The organism is Streptomyces sp. NPDC034099 (assembly GCF_055575415.1).
This window is the reverse complement of sequence record NZ_JBVISR010000012.1, coordinates 7,727-31,435: the sequence shown is the minus strand read 5'-3', so window position 1 is coordinate 31,435 and position 23,709 is coordinate 7,727. Positions and strand designations below refer to the sequence as shown.

The window sequence follows — 23,709 nt, the reverse complement described above, 5'->3', positions numbered from 1 at the left end:
GTGGGGCGGCGCGAGGCGGGACGACGGATGAAGAAGAGACTGTGTGCCACGGGTGCCCTTCTCGGCGTCCTCACGACACTGGCCGCCCTTCCACCGGCCGCAGCGGCGTCCCCGAACCCGGGCGGGCACCCCTCGCCGACCCGGCACGTGCTCCCCCTGGGGCCCGCCGACCTCCCCGAGACACGCACCACGACCACCCTCCAGCCGGGCGTCACCCTCACCCGCATCGCGCGCGGCAACGCGGACGCCCCGGCGCTCCACTGGACCGTCGAGCTGTCCATCCCCGGCGGCGACGGCTCCCCGGACCCCGACGCGCCGCCGACGGCCCTCAAGGACCGGGCGAGCGCCGACGAACTCGCCGCCGAACTGCGACGGGACGGCTTCGAAGCCCGGGTGGAGGAGGTGAGGACCTCCGCAACGGCCGACTACCCGGGCGGCACCCTCGGCTGGCGGGTCCGAGTCGGACGCTTCGACTCGCAGACCGCCGCGACGGCCGAACGTACCCGCCTGAGAGCGGCGGGCCACACCGGATCGGCCGTCTACACCGGCTGGGACGGCGAGACGACGGCCCGCGGCCCGTGGCACGTCGACGTACTCACCATCGACCCGCGCACGTTCCGCGGCATGCTGGACGCGTCGTACGGCCCGGACCTGGAGAGGCGCGAGACGACCAGCGCGCTCTCGGCGCCGGCCGCCGCGACCGCCGCGGTCAACGCCGGATTCTTCGTCCTCGACCCCAAGGCGGGCGCACCGGGCGACCCGGCCGGAGTGGGCGTCTACGACGGACGCCTGCTGAGCGAACCGGTCGCCGGGCGCCCCGGCCTCGTCCTCCACGACGACGGCCGCCGCACGGAGATCACCCGCCTCACCTGGCAGGGCCGGATCACCACCGGTACCTCCTCCCTCCCCCTCAACGGCATCAACCGCGTCCCCGGCCTGATCAGGAACTGCGGCGGCACCGAGGGCGACACCCCGACCTCGCGCCCGCTGCACGACGTCACCTGCACCAACCCCGACGAACTGGTCGCCTTCACCCCGGACTACGGCGGCCGGACGCCCGGGGGAGAGGGTGTGGAAGCGGTACTGGACGCCCACGACCGGGTCGTGCGGCTGCGCTCCCCGCGCGGCGGAACGATCCCTCCGGGCGGCAGCTCCGTCCAGGCCACGGGCGACCGCGTCGCCGACCTGACCGCCCTGGTCCACGGGGGCGACCGCCTGCACGTCGGCGCGACTCTGCTGGACGCCCGCGGTCGCCGGATCTCTCCGTCCCCCCGCACCGACATCGTCAACGCCGGCCCGGAACTGGTCCGCGACGGCCGTATCCACGTCACCCCCGCCACCGACGGCATGGTGCACCCCGACGACCCGAGCTGGTACTACGGCTGGGTCCACAAGCGCAACCCGCGCACCCTGGCCGGGGTGGACGCCGCGGGCCGCACCGTCCTCGTCACCGCCGACGGACGCAGCACGGCCTCCCTCGGACTCAGCATCGTGGAGAGCGCCGAGGTCGCGAGGTCACTCGGCCTGCGCGACGCGGTCAACCTGGACGGCGGAGGCTCGACGACGATGGTGGCCGACGGCGCCGTACTCAACTCCCCGTCCGACGCCGAGGGCGAACGCCCGGTGGGCGACGCCCTGTTGGTCCTGCCGCACCGCAACGGCACCTGAACGCACGCCCCTCACCGACCGCCGCCCCCCCCCCCCCGCACGACCACCCACCCACCGCACCACCGCGCGTCGAACAGCAACCCACCCAGGGAGCCGCCGTGTTCGCGAACGTGCCCACCGTCCTGAGCCCGCTGCGGGTGAGAGTCCTCCTCGTCCTCGCCGTACTGCTGGCCACCCTCACACCGACCGCCCCGGCGCTGGCCGCCGGGAAGGGCGGGACCACCCGTGCCGGCGCGGAGGTCGTCGCCGTCACCCAGGTCGCGGACCGCCAGGTCGACCTGTCGGTACGGTCGACGGCCCTGGGCGGCCGCACGGTCAACGTCCGCCTGCTCACCCCCGACGGCTGGAACCCGCACGACCGGCGCCACCGGCAGCACTGGCCCACCCTCTGGCTCCTGCACGGCTGCTGCGGCGACTACACGTCGTGGACGAGCATGACCGACGTGGCGGAGACGGACAGTCTGCGCGACGTCCTGGTCGTGATGCCCGAGGCGGGCTGGAACGGCTGGTACAGCGACTGGTGGAACCACGGCGAGGGCGGCGACCCGGCATGGGAGACCTTCCACACCAAGGAACTGCGCCACCTCCTGGAACGCGACTGGGGCGCGGGCTCCGACCGCGTGGTCGCCGGCCTGTCGATGGGCGGCCAGGGCGCCCTGCTGTACGCCGCCCGGCACCCGGGGATGTTCAAGGCCACGGCGGCGTTCTCCGGCTCCGCCCATCCCCTCCTGAACGACGAGTCGGTCGACCGCATCATGGGCTTCTTCGCCGGTCAGAACAACGACCCGCTCCGCGTCTGGGGCGACCCGGTCGCCCAACGCCGGATCTGGCAGGCCCACGACCCCTTCCACCTCGCCAAGCGACTCAGGTCGATCCCGGTCTACCTGTCCTGCGGCGACGGCACCACCGGCCCCCTGGACCCACCGGGCGCCACGAGCGCCCTGGAGGCCGACTTCAACCGCCAGAACCACGCGCTCGCGGCGGAACTGAAGCGCGTGGGCGCGAGGCACGTGACGACCAACTTCTACGGCCCGGGGACCCACGGCTGGGCCTACTGGGAACGGGAACTGCACGCGTCACTGCCGATGCTGCTGGGAGCACTGGCAACGGACCGCTGACCGGGACCGCCTCCGTCGATGTCAGTGGCCCGGCCGCCGAGGGGGCCATGCGGGCGACGTCGGGTACGGCGGATGCCGCCCGTCTGGGAAACGGGGGAGGAGTGGTCGGGTAGTCCTGACGTCGATGTGGAGGATGGTGCGGTCATGAGCCGGATCCTGGTGACGGGTTCCGCCGACGGTCTCGGACGTGCGGCGGCAGAAGCCCTGCTGTCCCGCGGCCACCAGGTGGTGGTGCACGCCCGCAGCCCTCAACGGGCCGAGCAACTGGGCGATTTGGTGGCCCGCGGGGCCCAGCTGGTGGTGGCCGACTTCACCGACCGCGACGCCGTACGCCGCATGGCCGTCGAACTCGACGCGGCCGCACCGCTCGGCGCGGTCATCCACAACGCCGGGGTGTGGAGCGGACCGGCCGTCATGCCCGTCAACGTCGTCGCCCCGTACCTGCTCACGGCCCTGATGCCGGCACCGGGCCGGTTGGTGTACCTGAGCAGCGGCTCGCACTACAGCGGCCGGCCCGTCCTCGACGGAGTCGACTGGCAGGGGCTGAGCCCGGGCTCGTACGAGGACAGCAAGCTCTTCGTGACCACCCTCGCGGCCGCGGTCGCACGGCTGCTGCCCGGCACACCCAGCCATGCCGTGGACCCGGGATGGGTGCCGACGAAGATGGGCGGCCCGAACGCGCCGGACGACCTGGAGCTCGGTCATCAGACCCAGGAATGGCTCGCCGTCGGCGACGACCCGGAGGCGATGACCACGGGTGGCTACTGGTACCACCGACAGCGGCGACAGCCCCATGCGGCGGTGCACGACGAGGCGTTCCAGGACCACCTCCTGGAGGTGCTCGCCGAGGAAACCGGCACCGAACTCGGCTGAACCGGGCTGACGCGCACGGACGGCGGTCTGCGCGGTCTACCGGGCGTATGCCTCGGGGGCCCGCCTCCGGGGCCGGGCCGACGTCCCACGCGCAGGGTGGGTGTTCTCCGGCCAAGCGGTGGGGGATCAGTCGGTGGCGGGAGCGGCGCCGTACTCCTCGTCGGTGACGGGAGCCAGCCAGTGCACGACGTCGTGGTCGGCGTCCGCTTCGTTGATGGCCAGGTGGACCATGAGGCGGTTGGGCGCGGCGCACCACGTCCGCCGCCACGGAACCGGCACCCGGGCCACTCAGCACACCACCGGCTGACCCGGCTGTGACCTCAGCCGGCGTCGCAGTTCCAGGAGACAGAGACGGTGGTCGCTCCCTCGTTCGGGGCGTAGGCCTCTCGCACCTCTGCCGGGATCGCCGCTGAGCCCATGGTGATCTGCCAAGGAACTCCGTCTTGCCGAGGGGTTTCCGCGTGGGCACGGTGCCGTGCACGATGCAGGAGCCGCTCCGTTGTGGCTGCATCCGCAGTTTGGCGGGCGCCACAGCGAACTGAACGTCGCTCACGCCCCGCACCGTCCAGTACGCCGATCCGACCCGGCGATTCAGAACCCCCACCGCGTATGGCTGTAGACCCCGTCGTCCCGGCCGAACCCGTACGCGGTGACGGGGGCCACCGCGAACAGCACATCGTCTCCGCGCCGCATCGCGTCCCCGATGCCGTGGAAGGTGCCTTCGGCCGACGTGATGTGTGCCCCGTACTTCGCCTCGAACGCCGCGATCACCGCCTCCAGCACCGCCGGATCGCCGACCCGTTCCGCCTCGCCCTCGACGACGAGGTCGAAGCCCTCGGTCAGCGAGTTCCCGCCCGTGATCAGCGCGCAGTGCGCGTCCCGCGCCAGGTTCCGGGCCTTCTGTTCGCCCGGTCCGGTGGAGAAATACAGCACACCGTCGTGCCACGCCGCGATCACCGGCGTGAGGTGCGGCCCGCCGCCGGGCCGCACCGTGGCCACCCAGAAGATCTCGGCGGCCTCCAGACGCCGCTGGGCCTCGGCCCACTCGGTGGCGGTGACGCCTGCGGCGCCGGGACGAGGGTTCAGCGCGGAGCTGTAGCGGGCGTCGAGTTCGGTCGTGGGCCGCTGTGCGGCAGGTCGTTGCGTGGACATGGCGGATCTCCTTGTCGTCTTGACAGTAACGACCACCAGCCGGCCCGGAAATCATCGGTACGCCCGAGGGGAGTACCTCCGTCAGCCGGACCGGTGCGCGGCGAGGAACGGTTCGAGGAGGCGGAGCAGCTCATCGGGACGGTGCAGCGGGATGATGTGCCCGCAGTCCTCGATCACGTGGCCGACGAGGTGATCGGTGACCGGACGCAGCTGCCGTTCGAGAGCCCGGCCCACCGGATGCGCGCCGACGGCCATGGTGGGGACGGTCAGCCGGCCGTTAGCGACGGCCTCCTCGATCTGCTTGCTGCTCGTGGGCAGTGCGCGGTAGTAGGAGAAGGCGCAGCGTAGAGCGTCGCTTCCGGTGTAGGCCCGGACGAAAGCGTCCCGGACAGTGGGGTCGGTGCCCTCCCCGAGGGAGCCGGTGCCGAGGAACCAGTCGACGTACCGGTCCTCGTGCCCGGTCAGCACCGTCTCCGCGAGACCGGGCACCGCGTGGAAACCGAACCACCAGGGCGCCCCGTGGGCGAGGAACTCCTCGGCCCCCGGCAGGCCGCCCAGCAGTGATTCCATGACCACGAGCCGCCTGACGAGGTCCGGCCGGCGCATGGCGAGAAGGAACGCGGGTGGGGTTCCGGCGTCGATGCCCACGACGGCGGCCGAGCGCACTCCGAGGGCGTCCAGCAGGGCCTCGGCGTCCGACGCGAGCGTTCCGGCGTCGTAGCCGTCCGCCGCACGCGTGCTGGCCCCCGCTCCTCGCATGTCCGGTGCGATCACTCGGTGGCGTTCGGCGAGGGGGCCCATGACGTGGGTCCACAGCTGCCAGGTGTGCGGGAAGCCGTGCAGCAGTAGCACGGCCGGGCCCTCGCCGTGGAGAGCCACGTTGAATTCGATGCCGTTGACCGGTACGCGCCGAAGCTCGACGTCTGCGGGGCGGAGACCGGGGGAGCGACGGGAGGTGGCGGGCACAGGCACAGGGATCCCCTTGAAACGAAGCGGAGGTGGTTACCAATGGTGACAACAAAACGGTAGGTAATTAGGCTGGGGGAGCCAAGACCGCACTTCTGCCACAGGTGGTGAGCCACAGGTGACCCCCTCCTCGACCTCAAGGGCGTCGCGATCCCCGGACAGCGCCCGGGGAGACCTGTTCGACCCGCAGTGCCCCACGCGCCGCCTGCTCGACCGGATCGGGACCAAGTGGACGTCCATGGCCGTCAAGGTCCTGGCGGAGGCATTTCCGGAGGAGGTGAGGTTCGCGGAACTGCAGCGCAGGATGCCCGGCATCTCGCAGAAGATGCTGTCGGTCACGCTCCAGGGCCTGGCCCGCGACGGCCTGGTCGCCCGCCGGGTGGAGGCGACGGTCCCGCCGCGCGTGTACTACCGGCTCACCCCGCTCGGCCTGACCCTGGAGGAACCGCTGGCCGCACTCCGCGAGTGGGCCGAGAAGCACATGGCCGAGGTGGACCGCGCCCATCAGCGAAGCGCGGAGGACGCCTCCTCGGGCTAGGGCCTGTCGTTTGGATCAGGTCGGCTGAGAGTTACTGCGCTTTCAGCCCAGCCGCGCGTGCCACGCCCCGCGACACCGGCATGATCTAAACGACAGGCCCTAGGCCTCGGGAGCGGCCACTGACACCAACCTGCGCCCCTCGTGATCCGGCCGGGAGGGAGACCGCGTGCGGCGAGCCCATGGCGCCAGTCGCCAGGACCGCCCTACGCTGCTCGCTTCTCCTTGCGCAGCAGCTGCGTGAGTCGTTCGCCGAGCACCCGGTCGTCGACCCCCTCGTGCTCGATGCCCAGCGCGGTCGCCACGTCACGTACATGGAGGTCGGCCAAGGCCTCGGTGAGTTCGGCGAAGGCCTCTGCGGCCGCTCGGCCGCGCCGTACGCCCGAGGCGACGGCGACGACCCCGGCCAGTGCCGCGGGCCACCACCACAGGGCCAGCACCAGATACCCCGCTCCCCAGGCGCACAGGCGCGCCGACGCGGTCAACCTGAGTCGCGCAGCCTGCAGTTCGGCACGCGTGCCGTCGGAGGCCAGGAGCCACAGGTGAGGCCAGGCGGCCGCAAGGTCCAACCGGTGGGCGCGCCACAGCCGTTGCCCGGGTGCGGCCAAGCGGTCGCCCATCCCGAACGGGTGGCGGGGCGGAACCGCGCCGATGCGGTCGCGGTCGGCGTAACGACGTTCGGCGATGTCGGCGAGCCGGTCGGCGTCGTCCGCTCCTTCGATGCGTGCCCGGCCCGCCGCCACCAGCGCCGCGCGGAAGGTCGCGTCGGCCGCACGCCAGCGGCGCGACCGGCGGTCGGCGAGGTACCGCAGTACAGGCCCGTGCGGCTCCGCGCACCAGAGAAGCTCCACGCCCGTGCCCAGGGACTGGGCGGCCGCCCCGGCCACCGCGGCACCGGCCAGCACGCCCGCCGCCACCAGGACGACGGTCCCGGCGCTGCGGGACGCGGGGGAGCCGGCAAGCGTGTCGAGCCAGGTCCGCAGCCGCTCCAGGTCGGACCAGTGCTCGTGGCCGAGCACCATGGCCGTGGTGACGGCGGAGAGGAAGAGCAGCCCGGGCAGGGCCAGCGCGGCCAGCCACCGTTCGGCGATCCGGCCGCCCAGCGCGCTGAGGAAGCCGCTGGTCACCGGAGGGGCACCGCGCGCAGCGGCTGGTCGAAGATCCGGCAGCCGGGGTGCGGGCCGTCGTCGTCCGGCGCCTCCACACGCCCGCAGTGACCCCGCGGGCAAGCGAGCACGTGCAGCGGCGGACGGGCCTGCCCGGCGACCGGGAGTCGCTGGAAGCCGGGCGTGAGCGGCGTCGGTGTGGTGCGGTAGGAGCCCAAGCCGGCGCTGTGTCCGGCCGCGAGCAACTCTTCCTCCAACTCGTCGAAAGCGTCGTCGAGTTCTTCGGGAACCCGGCCGGCCCGCAGTTCGGAGGTGATGGATTCGATGAGCCGCAGCCCCCGCTCACCGAGCACCAGCGATCCCGGCGCGTCCGTCAGCCGCCGGCAGAGTTCCTCCAACCGGGCGTGACCGCCTCGCGGCCCGCTTCCCCCGTCAGCCTCGATCTCCACCGTTCCCCCTCGGACGCCGATGTCGGTCGGCCGCGATTGTACGTCGGCTGCCGGCATCCGCCCGTGCGGTCGGCCGTACGACGCGGTTCTCCGTACACGGTCGCATTCACGGCACGTTCGCTATCGTGAGTACGGGCCGCGCGGTGCCGAGGGACCTCGGCCCGGCGGTGTGACACCGGGGGGTGGGCGTGTTCAACGCGGGCCGCGCTCGAGCGGCGGACGGACAGGACGAGGAGTCGCGCGCCGATCACCTGCTCTCCCACCACCTCAGGACGGGCGACCGGCAGACCCTCGACCAGGCGATCGCGCTCTACCAGCAGGTACTCACCGCGGCGGCCTCGGACCCCGGACGGAGTGCCGCCCGAACCGCCGCCAACCTGATGGTCGCCCTCCAGACTCGTTACCAACTGCTGGGGTGGCCCGACGACCTGGAGGCGCTGGTCGCCCTGGGCCGTGAACGCGCGGCGTGCGAACCGGCTCGCCCGCAGGACGTACGGCTCCTGGGTCTCGCGTATCAACAGAGATTCGCGCTGTACGGGCGGCCCGACGACCTCGACCGAGCGGTGGACACGTTCGACCGGGCCGCCCGCCTCCCCCAGGAGACCGATACCGCGGCGCAGTCGCTCGGCGCCCTCGCGGAGGTGCTGCACATGCGGCACAAGATCGCCGTCGACCGCGCCACGGCCCGCGAGGAACCCCACGCCCCGCAACCTCGGCCCCCGGACTCCGCCGCACCCGCGCCCACGGACCTCCTGCGCGCGACGGACGCCCAACGGCGCGCGCTCCACGCACTGTCGGCCGGATCGGACGACCGACCCGGCTACCTGAGCAACCTGGCTGCGATGCGGCACGACGCGTATCTGTCCGAGGGAGACTTCAGCGCGCTGGGAGAGGCACTCGACCTGTGGAACACCGCACTGGAAGCCTTCCCCCGGGGTGGGCAGGGCCGCCCGCTCGTCCTGCGCAACCTCACCCAGGCCCTGCGTGAGCGGCACGAGCACGCCCCCGAGGAGGCCCACCGGCAGGAGATGCTGCGGATCCACCGCATGGCCCTGGCCGAATGCCCGCCGGGCCACCCGGAGCGCGCCGAACTGCTCGCCGGCCTCGGCGTCGCCCTGCGCATGGCCGCCGAGGACACCGACGAGCAGGCGTTGCTCGAGGAGTCCGCGGCCGTGCTGCGCGAGGCCCTGCCCCTCCTGCGTCCCGGCACCCCGCAGCGCGCCAGGAGGCTGAACAGCCTCGGAAACACCCTGCTCAGGCTGGCTCAGAGGACCGGTGACCCGGCGCTGCTGGACGAGGCCGTCACCACCCTGCGCAGCGCCCTCGCCGAGGAGGAGCCCGGCACGGACGCGTACGCCGGGACCCTGGCCAACCTCGCCGTCACCCTGCGCGAGCGCGCTCTCCAGACCGACGATCTGACCTCACTGAGGGAAGCCGCCCGACTGGCCAGGGAAGCGCTCCACGCATCACGGAACCCCCAGGTTCTCCAGGCCGGACGACTCGGCAATCTGGGCGTGGTCCTGCAGGACTGGCACGGCGCGACCGGCGACACCACGGCCGCCGACGAGGCGATCGACGTCGCCCGCCGGGCACTGGCACTGGCCCCTCCGGCCGGTCAGCCCCGCGCCGACCGGCTGAACCACCTCGCCAACGCCCTGCGGGCCCGGTTCGCGTCCACCGCCGACGTCGCAGACCTCGACGAGGCCGTCGGCCTCCTGGAGGACGCTGCCCGGCAGGTGCCCTACGGCGACCCGTCGCTCGCTCTGATTCTCTCCAACCTCGGCTCCGCCCGGCTCACCAAGCACCACGCCACCGGCGAACACAGCGAGTTGCAGCAAGCCGTCAGCGAACTGGGCCGCGCCGTATGGGCCGTCGCCGAGGGCACCTCGACCCGCGGCACCTACCTCAAGTCGTACGGCGACGCGCTGCGCGCCCTGTATCACCGCGACGGTGACCCGGGAGTACTCCGTGCCGCCGAGGACGCCTACCGGCAGGCTGCCGGAACCAGGTCCCTGCCCGCCCACGAACGGGTCCTCGCGGCCTGGGAATGGGGCGCCGCCGCCGGGGGCGACAACCGTTGGGACGAGGCTCTGCCGGGCTACGAACTCGCCCTGGAACTCCTGCCGTTCGCCGCGTCCGGCCGACTGGTCCGCAGCGACCAGGAACGCGGTCTGTCCCGGGTGCGGGGCCTGGCCGCCGAAGCCGCCGCCTGCGCCGTCAACGCCGGCCGGCCGGAACACGCGGTGCTGCTGCTGGAACAGGGCCGGGGCGTCCTGCTGGGCCGGACCATGGCCACCCGCGACGGTCTCGGACGGCTGCGCGGCGCCCACCCGGCCCTCGCCGACCACTTCTCCCGCCTGCGGAAACGGCTCGATGCCCTCGAGGCCGCGGACGCAGCGGACGCCGCTCAGGGCGGGCGGCCGTCCGACACCAGCGATCTGCGGCACGCCCTCGCCGTCGAGCTGGAGCACCTGGTCGCCGAGATCCGCACCCGGCCCGGCTTCTCCGACTTCCTCGGCCCACCGAGCATGGAGGTGGTCCTGGACTGCGCGGAGCAGGGCCCGGTGGTGCTCGCCTACTGCAGCGATTTCCGCAGCGACGCCCTGGTGCTGCGGGACGGCGAAGTCCTCCTCGTCCCACTGCCGCACGCCACCCCGGAGGCTGTCGGCGAACAGGCGGACCGCCTCGAGCGGGCGCTCGCCGACGCGGCCGACCCCGCCCGCGACCGGGCGGCCCAGCAGACCGTCGGCGAGGTACTGGCCTGGACGTGGGACCACGTCACCGGACCCGTGCTCGGCCGACTCGGGGTGCACGGACCCACGCCCGACGGCGAGTGGCAGCGGTTGTGGTGGTCACCGGGAGGCGCACTGGCCTCGCTGCCCCTGCACGCGGCGGGACACCACTACGGCACCCCCGGCGCCGTACCGAACGGCGGACCCGAACCCGACGACCCGGCGTCCGGCCCGGCGCCAGACCCGGCGCCAGACGCGCCGGGACCACGGACGGTACTGGACCGGGTGGTCTCCTCCTACACGCCGACCGTGGCCGCTCTCGGGTACGCCCGGGCCCGGGCCGCCGCCCCCCGCCCGCACGGCCCGGTGCTCGCCGTGGCGCTCCCCGACACGCCCGGTGCCCGGCCACTCCGCGGCGCACGGCGCGAGGTGGAGGTCCTGCGCGGACTCCTGCCCACCGAGGTACTGTCCGAGGAGCAAGCCACCTTCGAACAGGTGATGGACGCCCTGCCCCGTCACCCGTGCGTGCACTTCGCCTGCCACGGCGTCAGCGAGCCCGCCGACCCCTCGAACGGCCGGCTCCTGGTGCACGACCACGCCACCCGCCCGCTGACGGTCCGTGCGATCTCCCACCTGGAACTGCCGGCGGCGCGGCTCGCGGTGATGTCCGCGTGCGAGACGGCGCGGGGCGGCGGGGAACTGGCCGACGAGTCCATCCACATCACCTCCGCCTTCCAGCTCGCGGGGTACGCCAACGCCGTCGGGACGCTCTGGCCGGTGCACGACGCGGTGGCCGTCCGCGTCACCCGCTTCCTCTACCGGGAGCTGTGCACCGAAGGAGCCGGTGGCAGACCGGAGTTGGACGACACCAGGACGGCTCACGCCCTGCACCAGGCGGTCCTCCGATGCCGCGCCGCCTTCGCGGCGAGTCCCAGCCTGTGGGCGGCACACGTGCACGCGGGCGCCTGACGGCACCGGCAGCACAAGGAGGAGACCGGCAGCAACGAGGAGACCGGCAGCAACGAGGAGGCGGTCACGATGACCCGATGGTGGCGGCGACGAGCCGCGGAAGACGGCGAGGGCGTCGGCGCGCAGCCGCCGCCGGACCCGAACGCGCAGGCACCCGCGGGCGGCCCCGGGAACCCGCGACGACTGACCGGGGGACACATCACCATCACGGAGGTCACCGAGGGCCGGCCGGAGCAGGAGATCGCCCGCGTGGAGCTCTCCGCGGAGGAGATCCACACCATGCGGGCCCGGTCCGCCATCGACACCCTGGGCGCCGAGCACCCGGACGCCCTCACCGCCATACGCGAACTCGCCCAGGTCCTGGTGTCGCTCCCCGGACGGGGCGAAGAAGCCGTCGAGCTGTACCAGCATGTGGCCCGCACCCACTGGACCACGCTCGGCGACCGCCACGAGGAAACCCTGCGTGCCTCCGCCGAGTTGGCCGACGCGCTGCACACCACCGGTCAACTGAGCCTCGCCGAGACAGCGTGGCGTGACACCTTCCGTGCCCAGGCGGAGACGCTCGGCCGCGACCACCCCGACGCGCTGCGCAGCGCCACCCGGCTCGCGGCGGTCCTGGAGGACCTCGGCCGGGCCCCCGAAGCGGAGCCGCTGGCGAGGGACGTCCTGGAACGCCGCATCCGGCAGCTCGGCCGTGACCACCCCGACGTCCTGTCCGCCACCAACGCGCACGCCGCCTCCCTGCTCAAGTGCGGACGTCACGAGGAGGCCGAGCGCGCCCTGCGCGCCCTCGTGCCCCGACTGGTGGACCGCTACGGGCCGGACCACGAGAAGACGATCGCGGCCCGCAGCAACCTGGGCGCCGTCCTGGTCCGACTGGACCGCCATGCCGAGGCGGAGGAGCAGATCCGCGCCGTCGTACGGTCCACCGAGGCCACGCTGGGGCCGGACCACGAGACCACCTTCACCGCACGCAACAATCTCGCGGCCGTCCTGCACGCCCAGGAGCGCTACGAGGAAGCCGTGCCCATCCTGCGCGCGATCCTGAGCGGACGCGCCGCGCTCCAAGGGGACGACCATCCGATCACGGTCGCCACCCGGGACAACCTCGCCAACGTCCTGATCGACGTCGGCCACCACGCGGAGGCCGCCGAACTGCTCGACCGCTGCGTACGCGACTACCGCCGTCTGCACGGCCCCGGACACCCCCGCCTGCGGGCCGCAGAGGAGAGACTGGACTGGCTGCGCTCTTGAGGTAAACGTGCCGCACGTTCACCCTGGTGAAGTCCCGGCTGCCTGGACCGCCTCGCAGCCTTCGCGACGTATCCGCTCGGTGCCCCACGCGCCGAGCGGTCCGAGCGCGTGATTGAGTGTGCGGCCGTGCTCGGTCAGGGAGTACTCCACTCGCGGCGGCACCTCGGCGTACACCTCCCGGTGCACGAGCCCGTCCGCCTCCATTTCCCGCAGATGCTGGGTGAGCATCTTCTCGCTGACGCCCGGCAGCCCGCGACGCAGCTCGGCGAAACGGCGTACGCCATGGGCGTCGAGCTCCCAGAGGATCAGTCCCTTCCACTTGCCGCTCACGACGTCGAGCGCAGCGTCGATGCCGCAGATGTACGGCCCGGACCTCGGCGCCTTGGCCATCGCTCAGCCCCTTACGAAATGGTAAGTACCGCAGTAATTAGTGGGTACTTCCGAGACTACCGGCGCCCTCCGAGGATGAAGGAGTGAACGCACACAAGGACCGCACCACCAGCCGCAACACCCCTGTCTCCGTGATCGGGCTGGGCCCCATGGGCCAGGCCATCGCACACACCCTCCTCACCGCGGGCCACCCGGTCACCGTCTGGAACCGCACCGCGAGCCGCGCCGACGGCGTCGTCAACGCGGGAGCGACGCACGCGAAGACACCCCGCGAGGCCGTCGAAGCGAGCGAACTGGTGCTGCTCAGCCTGACCGACTACCGGGCGATGTACGACATCCTCGACGACGCCACCGAAGCGCTCGCCGGACGCACCCTGGTCAACCTCAGCTCCGACACCCCCGATCGCACCCGCGAGGCAGCAGCGTGGGCCACAGGCCACGGCGCCGCCTTCCTCACCGGCGGCATCATGGTCCCCGCGCCCATGGTCGGCACCGACGCGGCCCACATCTACTACAGCGGCCCCGAGGACCTGCTGGACAGGCACCGGGCCACCCTGCAACCGCTGGGCACACCAAAGTACCTGGGCGGGGACCCGGGCCTCGCCCAGCTGATGTACCAGGCCCAACTGGCGGTGTTCCTCACCACTTTGTCCAGCCTGATGCACGCCACCGCGATGCTGGGCACCGCGGGCATGGAGGCCGCGGAGGCGCTGCCGGAGTTGCTCTCCACCGCCGACTCCATCGGCGACATGCTGAGGGCGGGCGAGGAACGCCCTGGCGCCGCGCTCGACGCCGGCGAACACCCCGGCCACCTCAGCACGGTCACCATGATGGGCGCGACGTCCGACCACATCGTCGACACCAGCACATCACTCGGCCTCGACCTCGCCCTCCCGACGGCCGTCCAGAGCCACTACCGACGAGCAATCGAGAACGGCCACGGCGGCGACAACTGGACCCGCATCATCGACAGCATCCGAAAGCCACGCTGACCGGACGCGGGGCGGGGAGCCACTGCGGCACGCCCTGCTGGATGCGATCACCAGGGGCGAGAGTGACTGGTGCGGCCGAAGGCGAAGCGGTCGACGGGGCCGGTGATGCCCGGTTTCAGTTAATGCGTACGATGTGCAAGTGCGCACCAGTGACTACACCATCCGGACAGCAACCCCCGCCGACCTGGACTCCGCCCGGGCCGTCATGCTCGACACCGTCTACCGGGACTTCGGTACCGGGTATGTCCCGCGCTGGCATGCCGATGTCATCGATCTGGCCGGGGCCTATCTGACCCCCGCCCGGCATACGCTCCTCGTCGCCGTCGACGCGGACGGTGAGGTCGTGGGTACCGGTGCGCTCGACTCCCGGGGGCCCGCGCACCCGCCGAATCCCGCGCACGTCGCCGAGCGCTACCCCTCCGGTGTGACCGCGCAGCTGCGTCGCGTGTACGTACGGCCCGAGCACCGCAGGCGGGGGCTGGCGCGGAAGCTCGTCGACGAGTTGCTGGCGTTCGCCCTCGCCGACGGGGGATACCGGGCCGTCTATCTGCACACCGACCCCGCCGTCACCGGGGCGGAGCCCTTCTGGCGGTCGTTGGCCAAGGTCGTGCACGACGAGCGGGAGGACGCGGGCGGTGGGCAGGGGATCGTGCACTTCGATGTTCCCCTGGGGTGAGGTAGGCATGGAAATCGTTTTCATGTAGTCTCGGTTCGCTTTCGCGCCTACCTGCCTCGTCCGCCCGCCCGTCCCGAACCTGATCGATCCGAGGACCATGCGCTCCCACCGCCGCCCCCGGCTGCTCGCCCCGCTCCTGCTGATCCCGCTCGTATCGAGCTGCTTCGCCTCCGGAGGCGGTGACGATTCCGGATCCGGTGGCGGCAAGGACGGTGACGGCGCCCGTCTGCGCGTCGCCCTCGCCTTTCCGCCCGCCGAGAACCTGTCCCCGTACGGCGCCGACGCCACCCTGCTGAGCCGTCTCGGTGTCACCGAGGGCCTCACCGCGCTCGACGCCAACGGCTCCGCCGCCCCCGCGCTCGCCGAGTCCTGGCGCAGGGACGGGGAGAAGACCTGGGAGTTCAGCCTCCGCGACGCGACCTTCCAGGACGGCAGCGAAGTGACCCCCGCCTCCGTCGCCGACTCCCTCACGCACGCCACCGACGCCGCGCCGGCCCCCGCCGCCCTCGCCGGTGTCACCCTCAGCGCCGAGGCGAGCGGCGACCGGGTCGTGAGGATCACCACCGCCGAGCCCGACCCGGTACTGCCGCTGCGGCTCTCCAGCCCCAGCCTCGCGATCCTGTCCAAGGACGCATACGGCAAGAGCGACCGCGTCGACCCCGTCGGCCACGCCACCGGGCCCTTCGAGCTGACCGAGGTCAACGGCGCCACCTCCGCCTCCCTCGACCGGTTCGACGACTACTGGGGCGGTCGCGCGCAGGCCTCCGGCGTCGACGCGCGCTTCATCGCCGACGGCACCGCCCGTGCCAACGCCCTGCGGACCGGGGAACTCGACATCGCCGAGGCCGTTCCGGTCGCCCAGGCGGCGTCGCTCGACAAGGAGACGCGGCGCGACACCGCCACCACCCGGACCACCAGCCTGCTCCTCAACGCCTCCTCCGGGCCCTTCAAGGACGCCGGGCTGCGGGCCGCCGCCCGAAAGGGCCTCGACGCCTCCGTGTTCGCCAAGGACGTGTACGAGGGGTACGGCGATCCCGGTGCCGGTGTCTACGGGCCGGCCGTCACCTGGGCGGAGGGGAAGCGGAGCAAGCCGGTCGGGCGGGCGGCGGCCAAGAAGGCCGACGGCGACACCATCACCCTCGCCACCTACGACAACCGGCCCGAACTGCCCGAGGTCGCCCAGGTGGTCAAGCAGCAGCTGGAGAAGGCCGGGTTCACGGTCAAGCTCACCGTGCGGGAGTACTCGCGGCTCGAAGGCGACGCCCTGGACGGGAAGTTCGACGCCTTCGTGCTCGCCCGGAACACGCTCCTCGACACCGGTGACCCCGTCGCCGTCCTCGCCAGCGACTACACCTGCGACGGCGGCTTCAACATCGCCCAGCTCTGCGACAAGGGCGTCGACCGTGCCGTCGCCGACGCCGAGAAGACCGCCGACACCGCCGCGCGACAGGACGCCGCCATGGCCGCCGAGGCCCGCATCCTCGGCAGCGACGCCGTCGTGCCGCTCGTGCACCAGCGCATCATCACCGGCGTCGCCGACTCCGTGCAGGGCGTGATCCTCGACCCGTACGAGCGCACCCTCGTCGGCACCGGCACCCGGCGCTGAACCGTGCGGCAGCGCGTGGCCACCCTGGTGTGGCGGGTCCTGCTCGCCGGCGGGCTCGTGTGCGGGGTCGGGCTGTTGCCCTGGCTCACCCGCACCGACCCCGCGTACACCGTCCTCAAGGCGCGGTCCGCCGAGCGTGAGCCCACGCCCGAGGTGCTCGCCGACATCCGGCGGCAGCTCGGGATCGACGGCGGGCCCGCGCACGTGCTCACCGGCTGGCTGGGCGGTCTCGTGCGCGGGGACGCCGGGCGGTCGTGGATCTCCGGGGCCGACGTACTGCCCGACGTGCTCCGGGCGCTCGGTGCCTCGCTGCTGCTCATGTGTGTCGCGCTGCTCGTCGCCGTCCTCACCGCCGGAGCGATCTGCGCGCGCACCCTGCGGCTCGGGGCCCGGCGGCGGCTCGGTGGGCGGCGCGGGGGCGGGAGCCTGTCCGCCGTACTCGCCTCGCTGCCCGAGTTCCTCGTCGCCTCCGTGCTCGCCACCGTCGTCGGGGTGCAGCTGGGCTGGCTGCCCGCGCTGGGATGGTACGGCCCCCAGTGGACCGTGCTGCCCGCGCTCGCCCTCGGGCTGCCCGCGGGAGCCGTGCTCGGACGGCTGCTCGACGACCTGCTGCCCGGTGCCTTCGGCGAGCCCTGGGCGCTGGCCGCCGCGGCCCGCGGGCTGACCGGGCGGTCCATCGCCCGCCAGGCCGTACGGCGGTGCGTGCCCGCGCTGCTGCCCAACCTCGGACTGTTCGTCGTCGGGTTGACCGGTGGGGCCGTTGCCGTCGAGCAGGTCTTCGACATCCCCGGGCTCGGGCGCACCACCCTCCAGGCCGCCCTCGCCCAGGACCTCCCCGTCCTCCAGGCCGGCACCCTCGTCCTCGTCCTGCTCGCCGCGCTCGCGACCGGTGCCACCCGTGTCGCCGCCCGGCTGCTCACCGGGCCCGCGCTGCGTGACGGCGCCCTGTCCTCGCTGCACCGGCCCACTCCGCCCGCCGGCGGGCTGCTGCCGTTCCTCTACGGTGCCCTCCTGCTCGCCGTCGTCGGGTGCGGGCTGGCCCGTGATCCGCTCGCCCTCGACACGGGGCAGCGGCTGCGGGCACCCTCCCTCGACCATCCCTTCGGCACCGACGCCCTCGGGCGCGACCTGCTCGCCCGCGTCGGCCACGGGGCGCTGGACACGCTGCTCCTCGCCGCCGCCATCAGTGCCGCCGCCCTGCTCGCGGGCGTACTGCTCGGACTCGTGCCCCGGGTCTCCGCGCCGCTCGTCGACACGGTCAACGCCGTACCGCCGGTGCTCGTCGCGCTGCTCGTCACCGCTGTCGCCGGGAGCGGAGCGGCCACCCCCGCGCTCGCCGTGGGCGCCGTCGCCTGGGCACCGCTCGCCGCGCACACCTCCTCCCTGCTGCGCCAGGAGCGCGCCACGCTGCACATCACCGCCACCAAGGGGCTGGGCGCGGGGCGGGTCCATCTGCTGCGGTACGAGCTGTTGCCCGCCGTGGTGCCGCCGGTCCTCCGGCACGCCCTGCTGCGGCTGCCCGGTGTCGCCCTCGCGCTCGCCTCGCTCGGCTTCCTCGGCCTCGGCGCCCAGCCGCCGTCCCCCGAGTGGGGCCTGCTCCTCGCCGAGAACCAGCCCTACGCCGAGCGCGCCCCCTGGGCCGTCCTCGCCCCCGCCGCCGTCCTCGCCCTGCTCGGCGCGCTGGCCGTCAGCGCCGCGGGCGGAATACGCCGACCGGCCCGGCGACGCCCCGCACCGTCCGCCGGCGGGGCCGACAACGGCAACGGGGCCGAGCGGCGGCCCGTCCCGGCTGCCGAGACGGAACCGGCCGGAGCCCGGTGACATGACCTCCGCACCCGCCTCCGCCGGGCGATCCCGATCCCGGCGGGCATCCGGCCGCCGTACCGCCCCGCTCGGCACGCTCTCCCCGCTGCTCCGGCTGCTCATCCTCACCCAACTTGCCTTCAACATCGGCTTCTTCGCCGTACTGCCCTTCCTCTCCGAGCACCTGGGGCAGTCCGTCGGCGTGGCGGGGTGGCTGGTCGGGTTCGTGCTCGGGCTGCGTACCTTCAGCCAGCAGGGGCTGTTCGTGGTCGGCGGGGCGCTCGCCGACCGGTACGGCATCCGGCCCGTCGTGCTCGCCGGGTGCCTGCTGCGGATCGCCGGGTTCGTCTGGCTCGGGTTCGCCGAGCGGATCTGGACCGTGGTCGGTGCCGTGCTGCTGATCGGGTTCGCCGCCGCGCTCTTCTCGCCGGCCGTCGAGTCCGAGGTCGCCCGGCAGGCCGTCGTGTGGGAGGAAGAAAGGGGCGGGGACCGGACGCGGGTGCTCGCGCTGTTCACGGTCGCCGGACAGGCCGGTGCCTTCGCCGGGCCGCTGCTGGGAGCGCTGCTGCTCGCCGTCGACTTCCGCACCGCCTGCCTCGCCGGGGCCGGGGTCTTCGTGCTGGTCCTCGTCGGGCACGCGTGGCTGCTGCCGCAGCGCGTGCCGGGGCGGGCCCAGGTCCGGATGAAGGGCGGGGCGCGACTGGTGCTGCGCAACCGGCGCTTCCTCGCCCTGTGTTGCGCCTACGGCGCCTACCTGCTCGCCTACAACCAGCTCTACCTGGCCCTGCCCGCCGAGGTGGAGCGGGCCGCCGGTTCGCAGGCGCCGCTGGCCTGGCTGTTCGCGCTGTCGTCGCTGCTGGTGGTGACCGCGCAGTTGCCGGTGACCCGGTGGGCGGGGGAGCGGCTGGCGCCGCGCCGGTCGATGGCGGCGGGGCTGGTGCTCATCGCCGTCGGGTTCGCCGTGGTCGGCCTCGCGCGGCCCGCGGGGTGGACGGGGACGGGTGGGCTGGTGCCCGCCGCCGGGTTCGTCGTCCTGCTCACCCTCGGGCAGATGCTCGTCGCGCCCGTCGCCCGCGCCTGGGTGCCGGACCTCGCCGAGGACGGACGGCTCGGTCTGTACACCGGGGCGCTGTCCTCGGTCTCCGGGCTCGTCGTGCTGGCCGGCAGCTCCGCGACCGGTCTGCTGATGGACAACGGGCTGCCGGTCGCGGTGCCGTGGCTGGTGCTGGCCGCCGTACCACTGGGCGCGGTGGGGCTGCTGCCCCGCCGCGGCTGACGCGTACGGGTGGCGACACGGGGGACCACCGGCCCCCGCCGGACCTCACTGGACCACGAGTTCCCGCAGCGCCGTGACCGGCGCCGCGGGAACCCGCGACCGGCGCCACAGCCACCGCACATCCCGCCCGAACGACCACACCAGCAGGCCCAGCGCCACCGCGGCCACCCCGGCGTTCCCCCCGCGCGGCAGCAGGTCCGCGCCCGCGAGGAGCAGCAGGACGCCCTGCAGCGCGGCCACCGTCTTGCGGGCCGTGCTCGGCGGCAGCGCGGCGGTCAGCCACGGCCACACCCGGGCCGCCGCCACGAACACGTACCGCATGCCGCCGATCAGCAGCACCCACGGGCCCAGGTCCATCGCGACGTACACGCTGAGCACCAGGATCAGGAACGCGTCGACCTCCATGTCGAAGCGCGCGCCCAGCGGGGTGGACGTGCCGGTGCGGCGGGCGACCTTGCCGTCCACGCCGTCCAGGACCAGGGCCACGGCCGTCAGACCGACGAGCAGGGAGACCGGCGGCGCGCTGCGGAAGGAGTCGGCGACCAGGGCGGTGACCCCGCCGACCAGGGTGGCCCGGCCCAGGGTGACCCGGTTGGCCGGGCCGAACGCCGGCAGCCGGGAGCGGTGCAGGGCCCGGGAGAGCACCGCCCAGCTCGCGAACGCGAACACCAGGCCGGTCAGCCAGCCCGCCGTGCCCATGCCGATCGCGGTACCGAGCAGCGCCAGCAGCAGGACCTGCGCGCCGGCCCCCACCGCCGTCTCCTGCTGTACGGACCTCGCGGCACAGACGTCATACGCCTCGCACGCGTCGTACGTGTTGTTCAGGGCCACCGAACATCCTCCGGCCGTGTGACAGAGTCGATCAACGCCGCTACCTTGTGCGCGGCTCGTGCATCCCTCGGTACGTGAGTGGCTTCCCGATCGTTCAGGAGGACGTGAGATGACACGCAGGGCACGTGCGTTCTGGCTCGAAGCGCCGGGCCGGGGCGCGATCCGCGAGGTGGAGCTGCCGGCACCGGGCGCCGACGAGGTGCTGGTGCGCACGCTCTTCAGCGGGGTCAGCCGCGGCACCGAGACCCTTGTCTTCGACGGCCGGGTGCCCGGGAACCAGTACACGGCCATGCGCGCGCCGTTCCAGGAGGGCGACTTCCCCGGGCCGGTGAAGTACGGCTACCTCAGCGTCGGTGTGGTGGAAGAGGGGCCCGGGCGTCTCGTCGGGCGCACCGTGTTCTGTCTCCATCCGCACCAGACGCGGTATGTCGTCCCGGCCGCCGCCGTCACCCCCGTCCCCGCGGAGGTCCCCGCCGGGCGGGCCGTGCTCGCCGGCACCGTCGAGACCGCCGTCAACGCCCTGTGGGACGCGGCACCGCTGGTCGGCGACCGGGTCACCGTGGTCGGCGGTGGCATGGTCGGCTGCTCGGTGGCGGCCCTGCTGGCCCGTTTCCCCGGCGTCCGCGTCGAGTTGGTCGACGCCGACCCGACCCGGGCGAAGGCCGCCGAGGCGCTCGGCGTCGGTTTCGCCTCCCCGGGCGACGCCGTCGGCGACCGTGATCTCGTCGTGCACGCCAGTGCGACGGAAGCGGGGCTGGCCCGGTCACTGGAGCTGCTGCGCCCCGAAGGCACCGTCGTCGAACTGAGCTGGTACGGCGACCGGCGCGTCGCCCTGCCGCTCGGCGAGGCCTTCCACTCCCGGCGGCTGACCCTGCGCGGCAGCCAGGTCGGCACCGTCTCCCCGGCCCGCGCCGCCACCCGCGGCTACGCCGACCGGCTCGCCCTCGCCCTCGAACTGCTCGCCGACCCGGCGCTGGACGCGCTCGTCACCGGCGAGTCCGCGTTCACCGAACTGCCGGACCTGATGCCGCGGTTGGCCTCCGGCGAGGTCCCCGCACTGTGCCACCGGATCCGTTACGACCGGGAGGAGCCCGGCACCGGGACCGACCCGGGCGCCGACACCGGCGCCTGACCTTGCGGGAAACACGTACGGCCCACTGAACAGGGGAAGGCATCCAGCCGTAATAGACGGCACCCCGCGCAGCGACCGGCGGGGGACCAGACGTGCCACACCTGGAGGGTCGTCCGTTGTTCAGCATCACCGTCCGCGATCACATCATGATCGCCCACAGCTTCCGCGGCGACGTCTTCGGGCCCGCGCAACGCCTGCACGGGGCGACGTTCCTGGTGGACGCCACCTTCCGGCGCGAGCAGCTGGACGAGGACAACATCGTCGTCGACATCGGCCTGGCCACCCAGGAGCTGGGTGCCGTCGTGGGCGCACTGAACTACCGCAACCTCGACAACGAACCCGACTTCGCCGGCCTCAACACCTCCACCGAGTTCCTGGCCAAGGTCATCGCCGACCGGCTCGCCGAGCGTGTGCACAAGGGCGCGCTCGGCGAGGGGGCCAAGAGCCTGGCCGGGCTCACCGTCACGCTGCACGAGTCGCACGTGGCGTGGGCGAGTTACGAGCGTGCGCTGTGACCGGCGCGTCCGTGGAAGCGACGACCGGTACCTCCGTGGAGGCGACGACCGGCGCGCCCGCCGGGCGGGCCCGGCTCGCCTACGTCCCCGCGCAGTTGTCCGGGGCTGTTCCGGTCCCGGTCCCGGCTCCGAGGAACGGGGGGATCGTCCCCATGTCCCTGCGCTCCGTGCACTTCGTCATGCCGGGCGGGGTCGACGACCCGGCCGCGCCGAGCGGCGGCAACGCCTACGACCGGCGGGTGCGGCTCGACCTGCCCGGCTTCGGCTGGCGGGTACGGGGGCTGCCCGTGCCCGGCGACTGGCCCCGGCCGGACGACGCGGCCCGCACGGAACTCGCCCGCGTCCTGCGGCGGTTGCCGGACGGCGCGGTCGTCCTCCTCGACGGCCTGGTCGCCTGCGGGGTGCCGGAGATCGTCGTGCCGGAGGCCGAGCGGCTGCGCATGGCCGTCCTCGTCCACCTCCCGCTCGGCGACGAGACCGGCCTCGATCCCGCGGTGGCCGCCGAACTGGACGCCCGCGAGCGCACGGTGCTGCGTGCCGTCCCGGCCGTCATCGCCACCAGCGACTGGGCGGTGCGCCGCCTCGTCTCCCACCACGGCCTCGACCCGGGCCGGGTCCACGTCGCCGCCCCCGGCGCCGACATCGCGCCCCTCGCGCCCGGCACCGACGGCGTCTCCCGGCTGGTGTGCGTCGCCGCGGTCACGCCCCGCAAGGGCCAGCACCGGCTGGTGGAGGCGCTGGCGGCCGTGGCCGACCTGCCGTGGAGCTGTGTGTGCGTCGGCGGGCTCGGACAGGACCCGGAGTACGTCGACCGCCTGCGGTCGCTGATCGCACGGCACGGCCTGGAGGAGCGGCTGGTGCTCGCCGGGCCGCGAGCCGGAGCCGACCTGGACGCCACCTACGCCTCCGCCGACCTGATGGTCCTCACCTCCTACGCCGAGACGTACGGCATGGCGGTGACCGAGGCCCTCGCGCGCGGCATTCCCGTGCTGGCCACGGACGTCGGCGGCCTCCCGGAGGCGGTCGGGCGCGCACCCGACGGCGGGGTGCCCGGCATCCTCGTCCCGCCGGAGGACCCCGTCGCGCTCGCCGCGGAGCTGCGCGGCTGGTTCGGCGAGGCGGACGTGCGACGCCGGCTGAAGGCCGCCGCCCGCGGTCGCCGTGCCGCCCTGAACGGCTGGGCGAGCACGGCCCAGAGCCTGGCCGGCGTACTGCGCCGGCTGCCGGGCGAACCGGGGAGGGCGGCATGAACGCGAGGAAGCCCCCCGCACCGGCCCCGGGCGCCATCCCGGCCCAGCCGGGCCCCCAGGACGCCCCCGACACCGTGGACGCCGCCGTCCCCGGCGCGAGTGCGGCCCACCGGGTCGCCGCGGGTCCTGTCGAGGGGCTCGCTCCCGACGCCGGGGGCGGGTCGGGTGAGGGTCGGGCGGGTCGGTGCGCGGAGTGGTCCGAGGGCGGTGCCGGTCACTGTGGCGCGCGAGGGTCGGGCGCTCCCGACTCGGCGGGCGCCGTTGTCTCCGGTGCGGGCCCGGTTGCCGTGGGTCCTGTCGAGTGGCCTGCTCCCGGCGTCGGGGAGGGGTCGGGTGAGGGTCGGGCGGGTCGGTGCGCGGAGTGGTCCGAGGGCGGTGCCGGTCACTGTGGCGCGCGAGGGTCGGGCGCTCCCGAC

The 23,709-nt window shown here is 73.6% G+C and carries 21 protein-coding genes; 14 read left to right on the top strand and 7 right to left on the bottom strand.

Translation table 11 applies throughout. From position 1 onward, the window contains the following. Window positions 1-27: 27 nt before the first annotated feature. The 3 genes from ACZ56V_RS29915 to ACZ56V_RS29905 all read left to right on the top strand — a co-directional run bounded on the left by ACZ56V_RS29915 (window position 28) and on the right by ACZ56V_RS29905 (window position 3,659). Window positions 28-1,668, top strand: coding sequence for a phosphodiester glycosidase family protein (locus ACZ56V_RS29915; RefSeq protein WP_398916076.1), 1,641 nt, complete (start codon window positions 28-30; stop codon window positions 1,666-1,668). Window positions 1,669-1,766: 98 nt separating this feature from the next. Next, window positions 1,767-2,786 carry an alpha/beta hydrolase gene (locus ACZ56V_RS29910; protein WP_398916078.1) on the top strand — a complete coding sequence of 340 codons (1,020 nt, stop codon included), beginning with the start codon at window positions 1,767-1,769 and terminating at the stop codon, window positions 2,784-2,786. A gap of 144 nt (window positions 2,787-2,930) precedes the next feature. Further along, complete coding sequence (locus ACZ56V_RS29905) at window positions 2,931-3,659, top strand: SDR family NAD(P)-dependent oxidoreductase (RefSeq protein ID WP_468946573.1); 729 nt, start codon at window positions 2,931-2,933, stop codon at window positions 3,657-3,659. A gap of 126 nt (window positions 3,660-3,785) precedes the next feature. Here ACZ56V_RS29905 and ACZ56V_RS29900 read toward each other — a convergent pair whose 3' ends face one another. The 3 genes from ACZ56V_RS29900 to ACZ56V_RS29890 form a co-directional block, all read right to left on the bottom strand. Further along, window positions 3,786-3,947 carry a hypothetical protein gene (locus ACZ56V_RS29900; protein WP_398916081.1) on the bottom strand — a complete coding sequence of 54 codons (162 nt, stop codon included), beginning with the start codon at window positions 3,945-3,947 and terminating at the stop codon, window positions 3,786-3,788. 303 nt (window positions 3,948-4,250) lie between these two features. Further along, window positions 4,251-4,811, bottom strand: coding sequence for a pyridoxamine 5'-phosphate oxidase family protein (locus tag ACZ56V_RS29895; RefSeq protein WP_398916083.1), 561 nt, complete (start codon window positions 4,809-4,811; stop codon window positions 4,251-4,253). Between the two features lie 81 nt (window positions 4,812-4,892). Then, window positions 4,893-5,690: an alpha/beta fold hydrolase gene (locus ACZ56V_RS29890; RefSeq protein ID WP_468946570.1), complete on the bottom strand. Its 798-nt coding sequence runs from the start codon at window positions 5,688-5,690 to the stop codon at window positions 4,893-4,895. A gap of 205 nt (window positions 5,691-5,895) precedes the next feature. Here ACZ56V_RS29890 and ACZ56V_RS29885 point away from each other — a divergent pair, with 205 nt between their 5' ends. After that, entirely contained in the window at window positions 5,896-6,315 is a 420-nt protein-coding gene (locus tag ACZ56V_RS29885; RefSeq protein WP_468946567.1) for a winged helix-turn-helix transcriptional regulator, read from the top strand. Window positions 6,316-6,518: 203 nt separating this feature from the next. Here ACZ56V_RS29885 and ACZ56V_RS29880 read toward each other — a convergent pair whose 3' ends face one another. Further along, window positions 6,519-7,439, bottom strand: a complete 921-nt coding sequence (locus ACZ56V_RS29880) for a hypothetical protein (RefSeq protein WP_467382881.1) — start codon at window positions 7,437-7,439, stop codon at window positions 6,519-6,521. Continuing rightward, on the bottom strand, window positions 7,436-7,867 hold the full coding sequence (locus tag ACZ56V_RS29875) for a hypothetical protein (RefSeq protein ID WP_467382883.1): 432 nt from the start codon (window positions 7,865-7,867) through the stop codon (window positions 7,436-7,438). Before ACZ56V_RS29875 ends, ACZ56V_RS29880 begins: the two co-directional genes overlap by 4 nt. A 188-nt stretch (window positions 7,868-8,055) precedes the next feature. Between ACZ56V_RS29875 and ACZ56V_RS29870 the strand changes: the two genes are divergently transcribed. Next, entirely contained in the window at window positions 8,056-11,568 is a 3,513-nt protein-coding gene (locus tag ACZ56V_RS29870; protein ID WP_468946563.1) for a CHAT domain-containing protein, read from the top strand. 69 nt (window positions 11,569-11,637) lie between these two features. Next, a complete protein-coding gene (locus ACZ56V_RS29865; protein WP_398918183.1) occupies window positions 11,638-12,822 on the top strand; it encodes a tetratricopeptide repeat protein in 1,185 nt (394 codons plus the stop codon). 18 nt (window positions 12,823-12,840) lie between these two features. Here ACZ56V_RS29865 and ACZ56V_RS29860 read toward each other — a convergent pair whose 3' ends face one another. Continuing rightward, on the bottom strand, window positions 12,841-13,212 hold the full coding sequence (locus tag ACZ56V_RS29860; RefSeq protein WP_467382887.1) for a winged helix-turn-helix transcriptional regulator: 372 nt from the start codon (window positions 13,210-13,212) through the stop codon (window positions 12,841-12,843). A gap of 83 nt (window positions 13,213-13,295) precedes the next feature. Here ACZ56V_RS29860 and ACZ56V_RS29855 point away from each other — a divergent pair, with 83 nt between their 5' ends. From ACZ56V_RS29855 to ACZ56V_RS29835, 5 genes are all read left to right on the top strand, one after another. Beyond that, entirely contained in the window at window positions 13,296-14,204 is a 909-nt protein-coding gene (locus ACZ56V_RS29855) for an NAD(P)-dependent oxidoreductase (protein ID WP_468946558.1), read from the top strand. Window positions 14,205-14,343: 139 nt separating this feature from the next. Beyond that, entirely contained in the window at window positions 14,344-14,880 is a 537-nt protein-coding gene (locus tag ACZ56V_RS29850) for a GNAT family N-acetyltransferase (protein WP_398918187.1), read from the top strand. Between the two features lie 97 nt (window positions 14,881-14,977). After that, window positions 14,978-16,486, top strand: coding sequence for an ABC transporter substrate-binding protein (locus ACZ56V_RS29845; RefSeq protein WP_468946555.1), 1,509 nt, complete (start codon window positions 14,978-14,980; stop codon window positions 16,484-16,486). A gap of 3 nt (window positions 16,487-16,489) precedes the next feature. Beyond that, window positions 16,490-18,307 carry an ABC transporter permease subunit gene (locus ACZ56V_RS29840; protein WP_467382894.1) on the top strand — a complete coding sequence of 606 codons (1,818 nt, stop codon included), beginning with the start codon at window positions 16,490-16,492 and terminating at the stop codon, window positions 18,305-18,307. A 1-nt stretch (window position 18,308) separates the two neighbouring features. Next, window positions 18,309-19,565, top strand: coding sequence for an MDR family MFS transporter (locus ACZ56V_RS29835; protein WP_468946551.1), 1,257 nt, complete (start codon window positions 18,309-18,311; stop codon window positions 19,563-19,565). A 45-nt stretch (window positions 19,566-19,610) separates the two neighbouring features. Here ACZ56V_RS29835 and ACZ56V_RS29830 read toward each other — a convergent pair whose 3' ends face one another. Beyond that, complete coding sequence (locus ACZ56V_RS29830) at window positions 19,611-20,396, bottom strand: CDP-alcohol phosphatidyltransferase family protein (protein WP_398918195.1); 786 nt, start codon at window positions 20,394-20,396, stop codon at window positions 19,611-19,613. A 109-nt stretch (window positions 20,397-20,505) separates the two neighbouring features. Between ACZ56V_RS29830 and ACZ56V_RS29825 the strand changes: the two genes are divergently transcribed. From ACZ56V_RS29825 to ACZ56V_RS29815, 3 genes are all read left to right on the top strand, one after another. Continuing rightward, window positions 20,506-21,528, top strand: coding sequence for a zinc-dependent alcohol dehydrogenase (locus ACZ56V_RS29825; RefSeq protein WP_468946549.1), 1,023 nt, complete (start codon window positions 20,506-20,508; stop codon window positions 21,526-21,528). Between the two features lie 116 nt (window positions 21,529-21,644). Then, on the top strand, window positions 21,645-22,043 hold the full coding sequence (locus tag ACZ56V_RS29820) for a 6-pyruvoyl trahydropterin synthase family protein (protein ID WP_467382901.1): 399 nt from the start codon (window positions 21,645-21,647) through the stop codon (window positions 22,041-22,043). Window positions 22,044-22,054: 11 nt separating this feature from the next. Continuing rightward, window positions 22,055-23,293 carry a glycosyltransferase family 4 protein gene (locus ACZ56V_RS29815; protein WP_468946546.1) on the top strand — a complete coding sequence of 413 codons (1,239 nt, stop codon included), beginning with the start codon at window positions 22,055-22,057 and terminating at the stop codon, window positions 23,291-23,293. Window positions 23,294-23,709 lie beyond the last annotated feature (416 nt).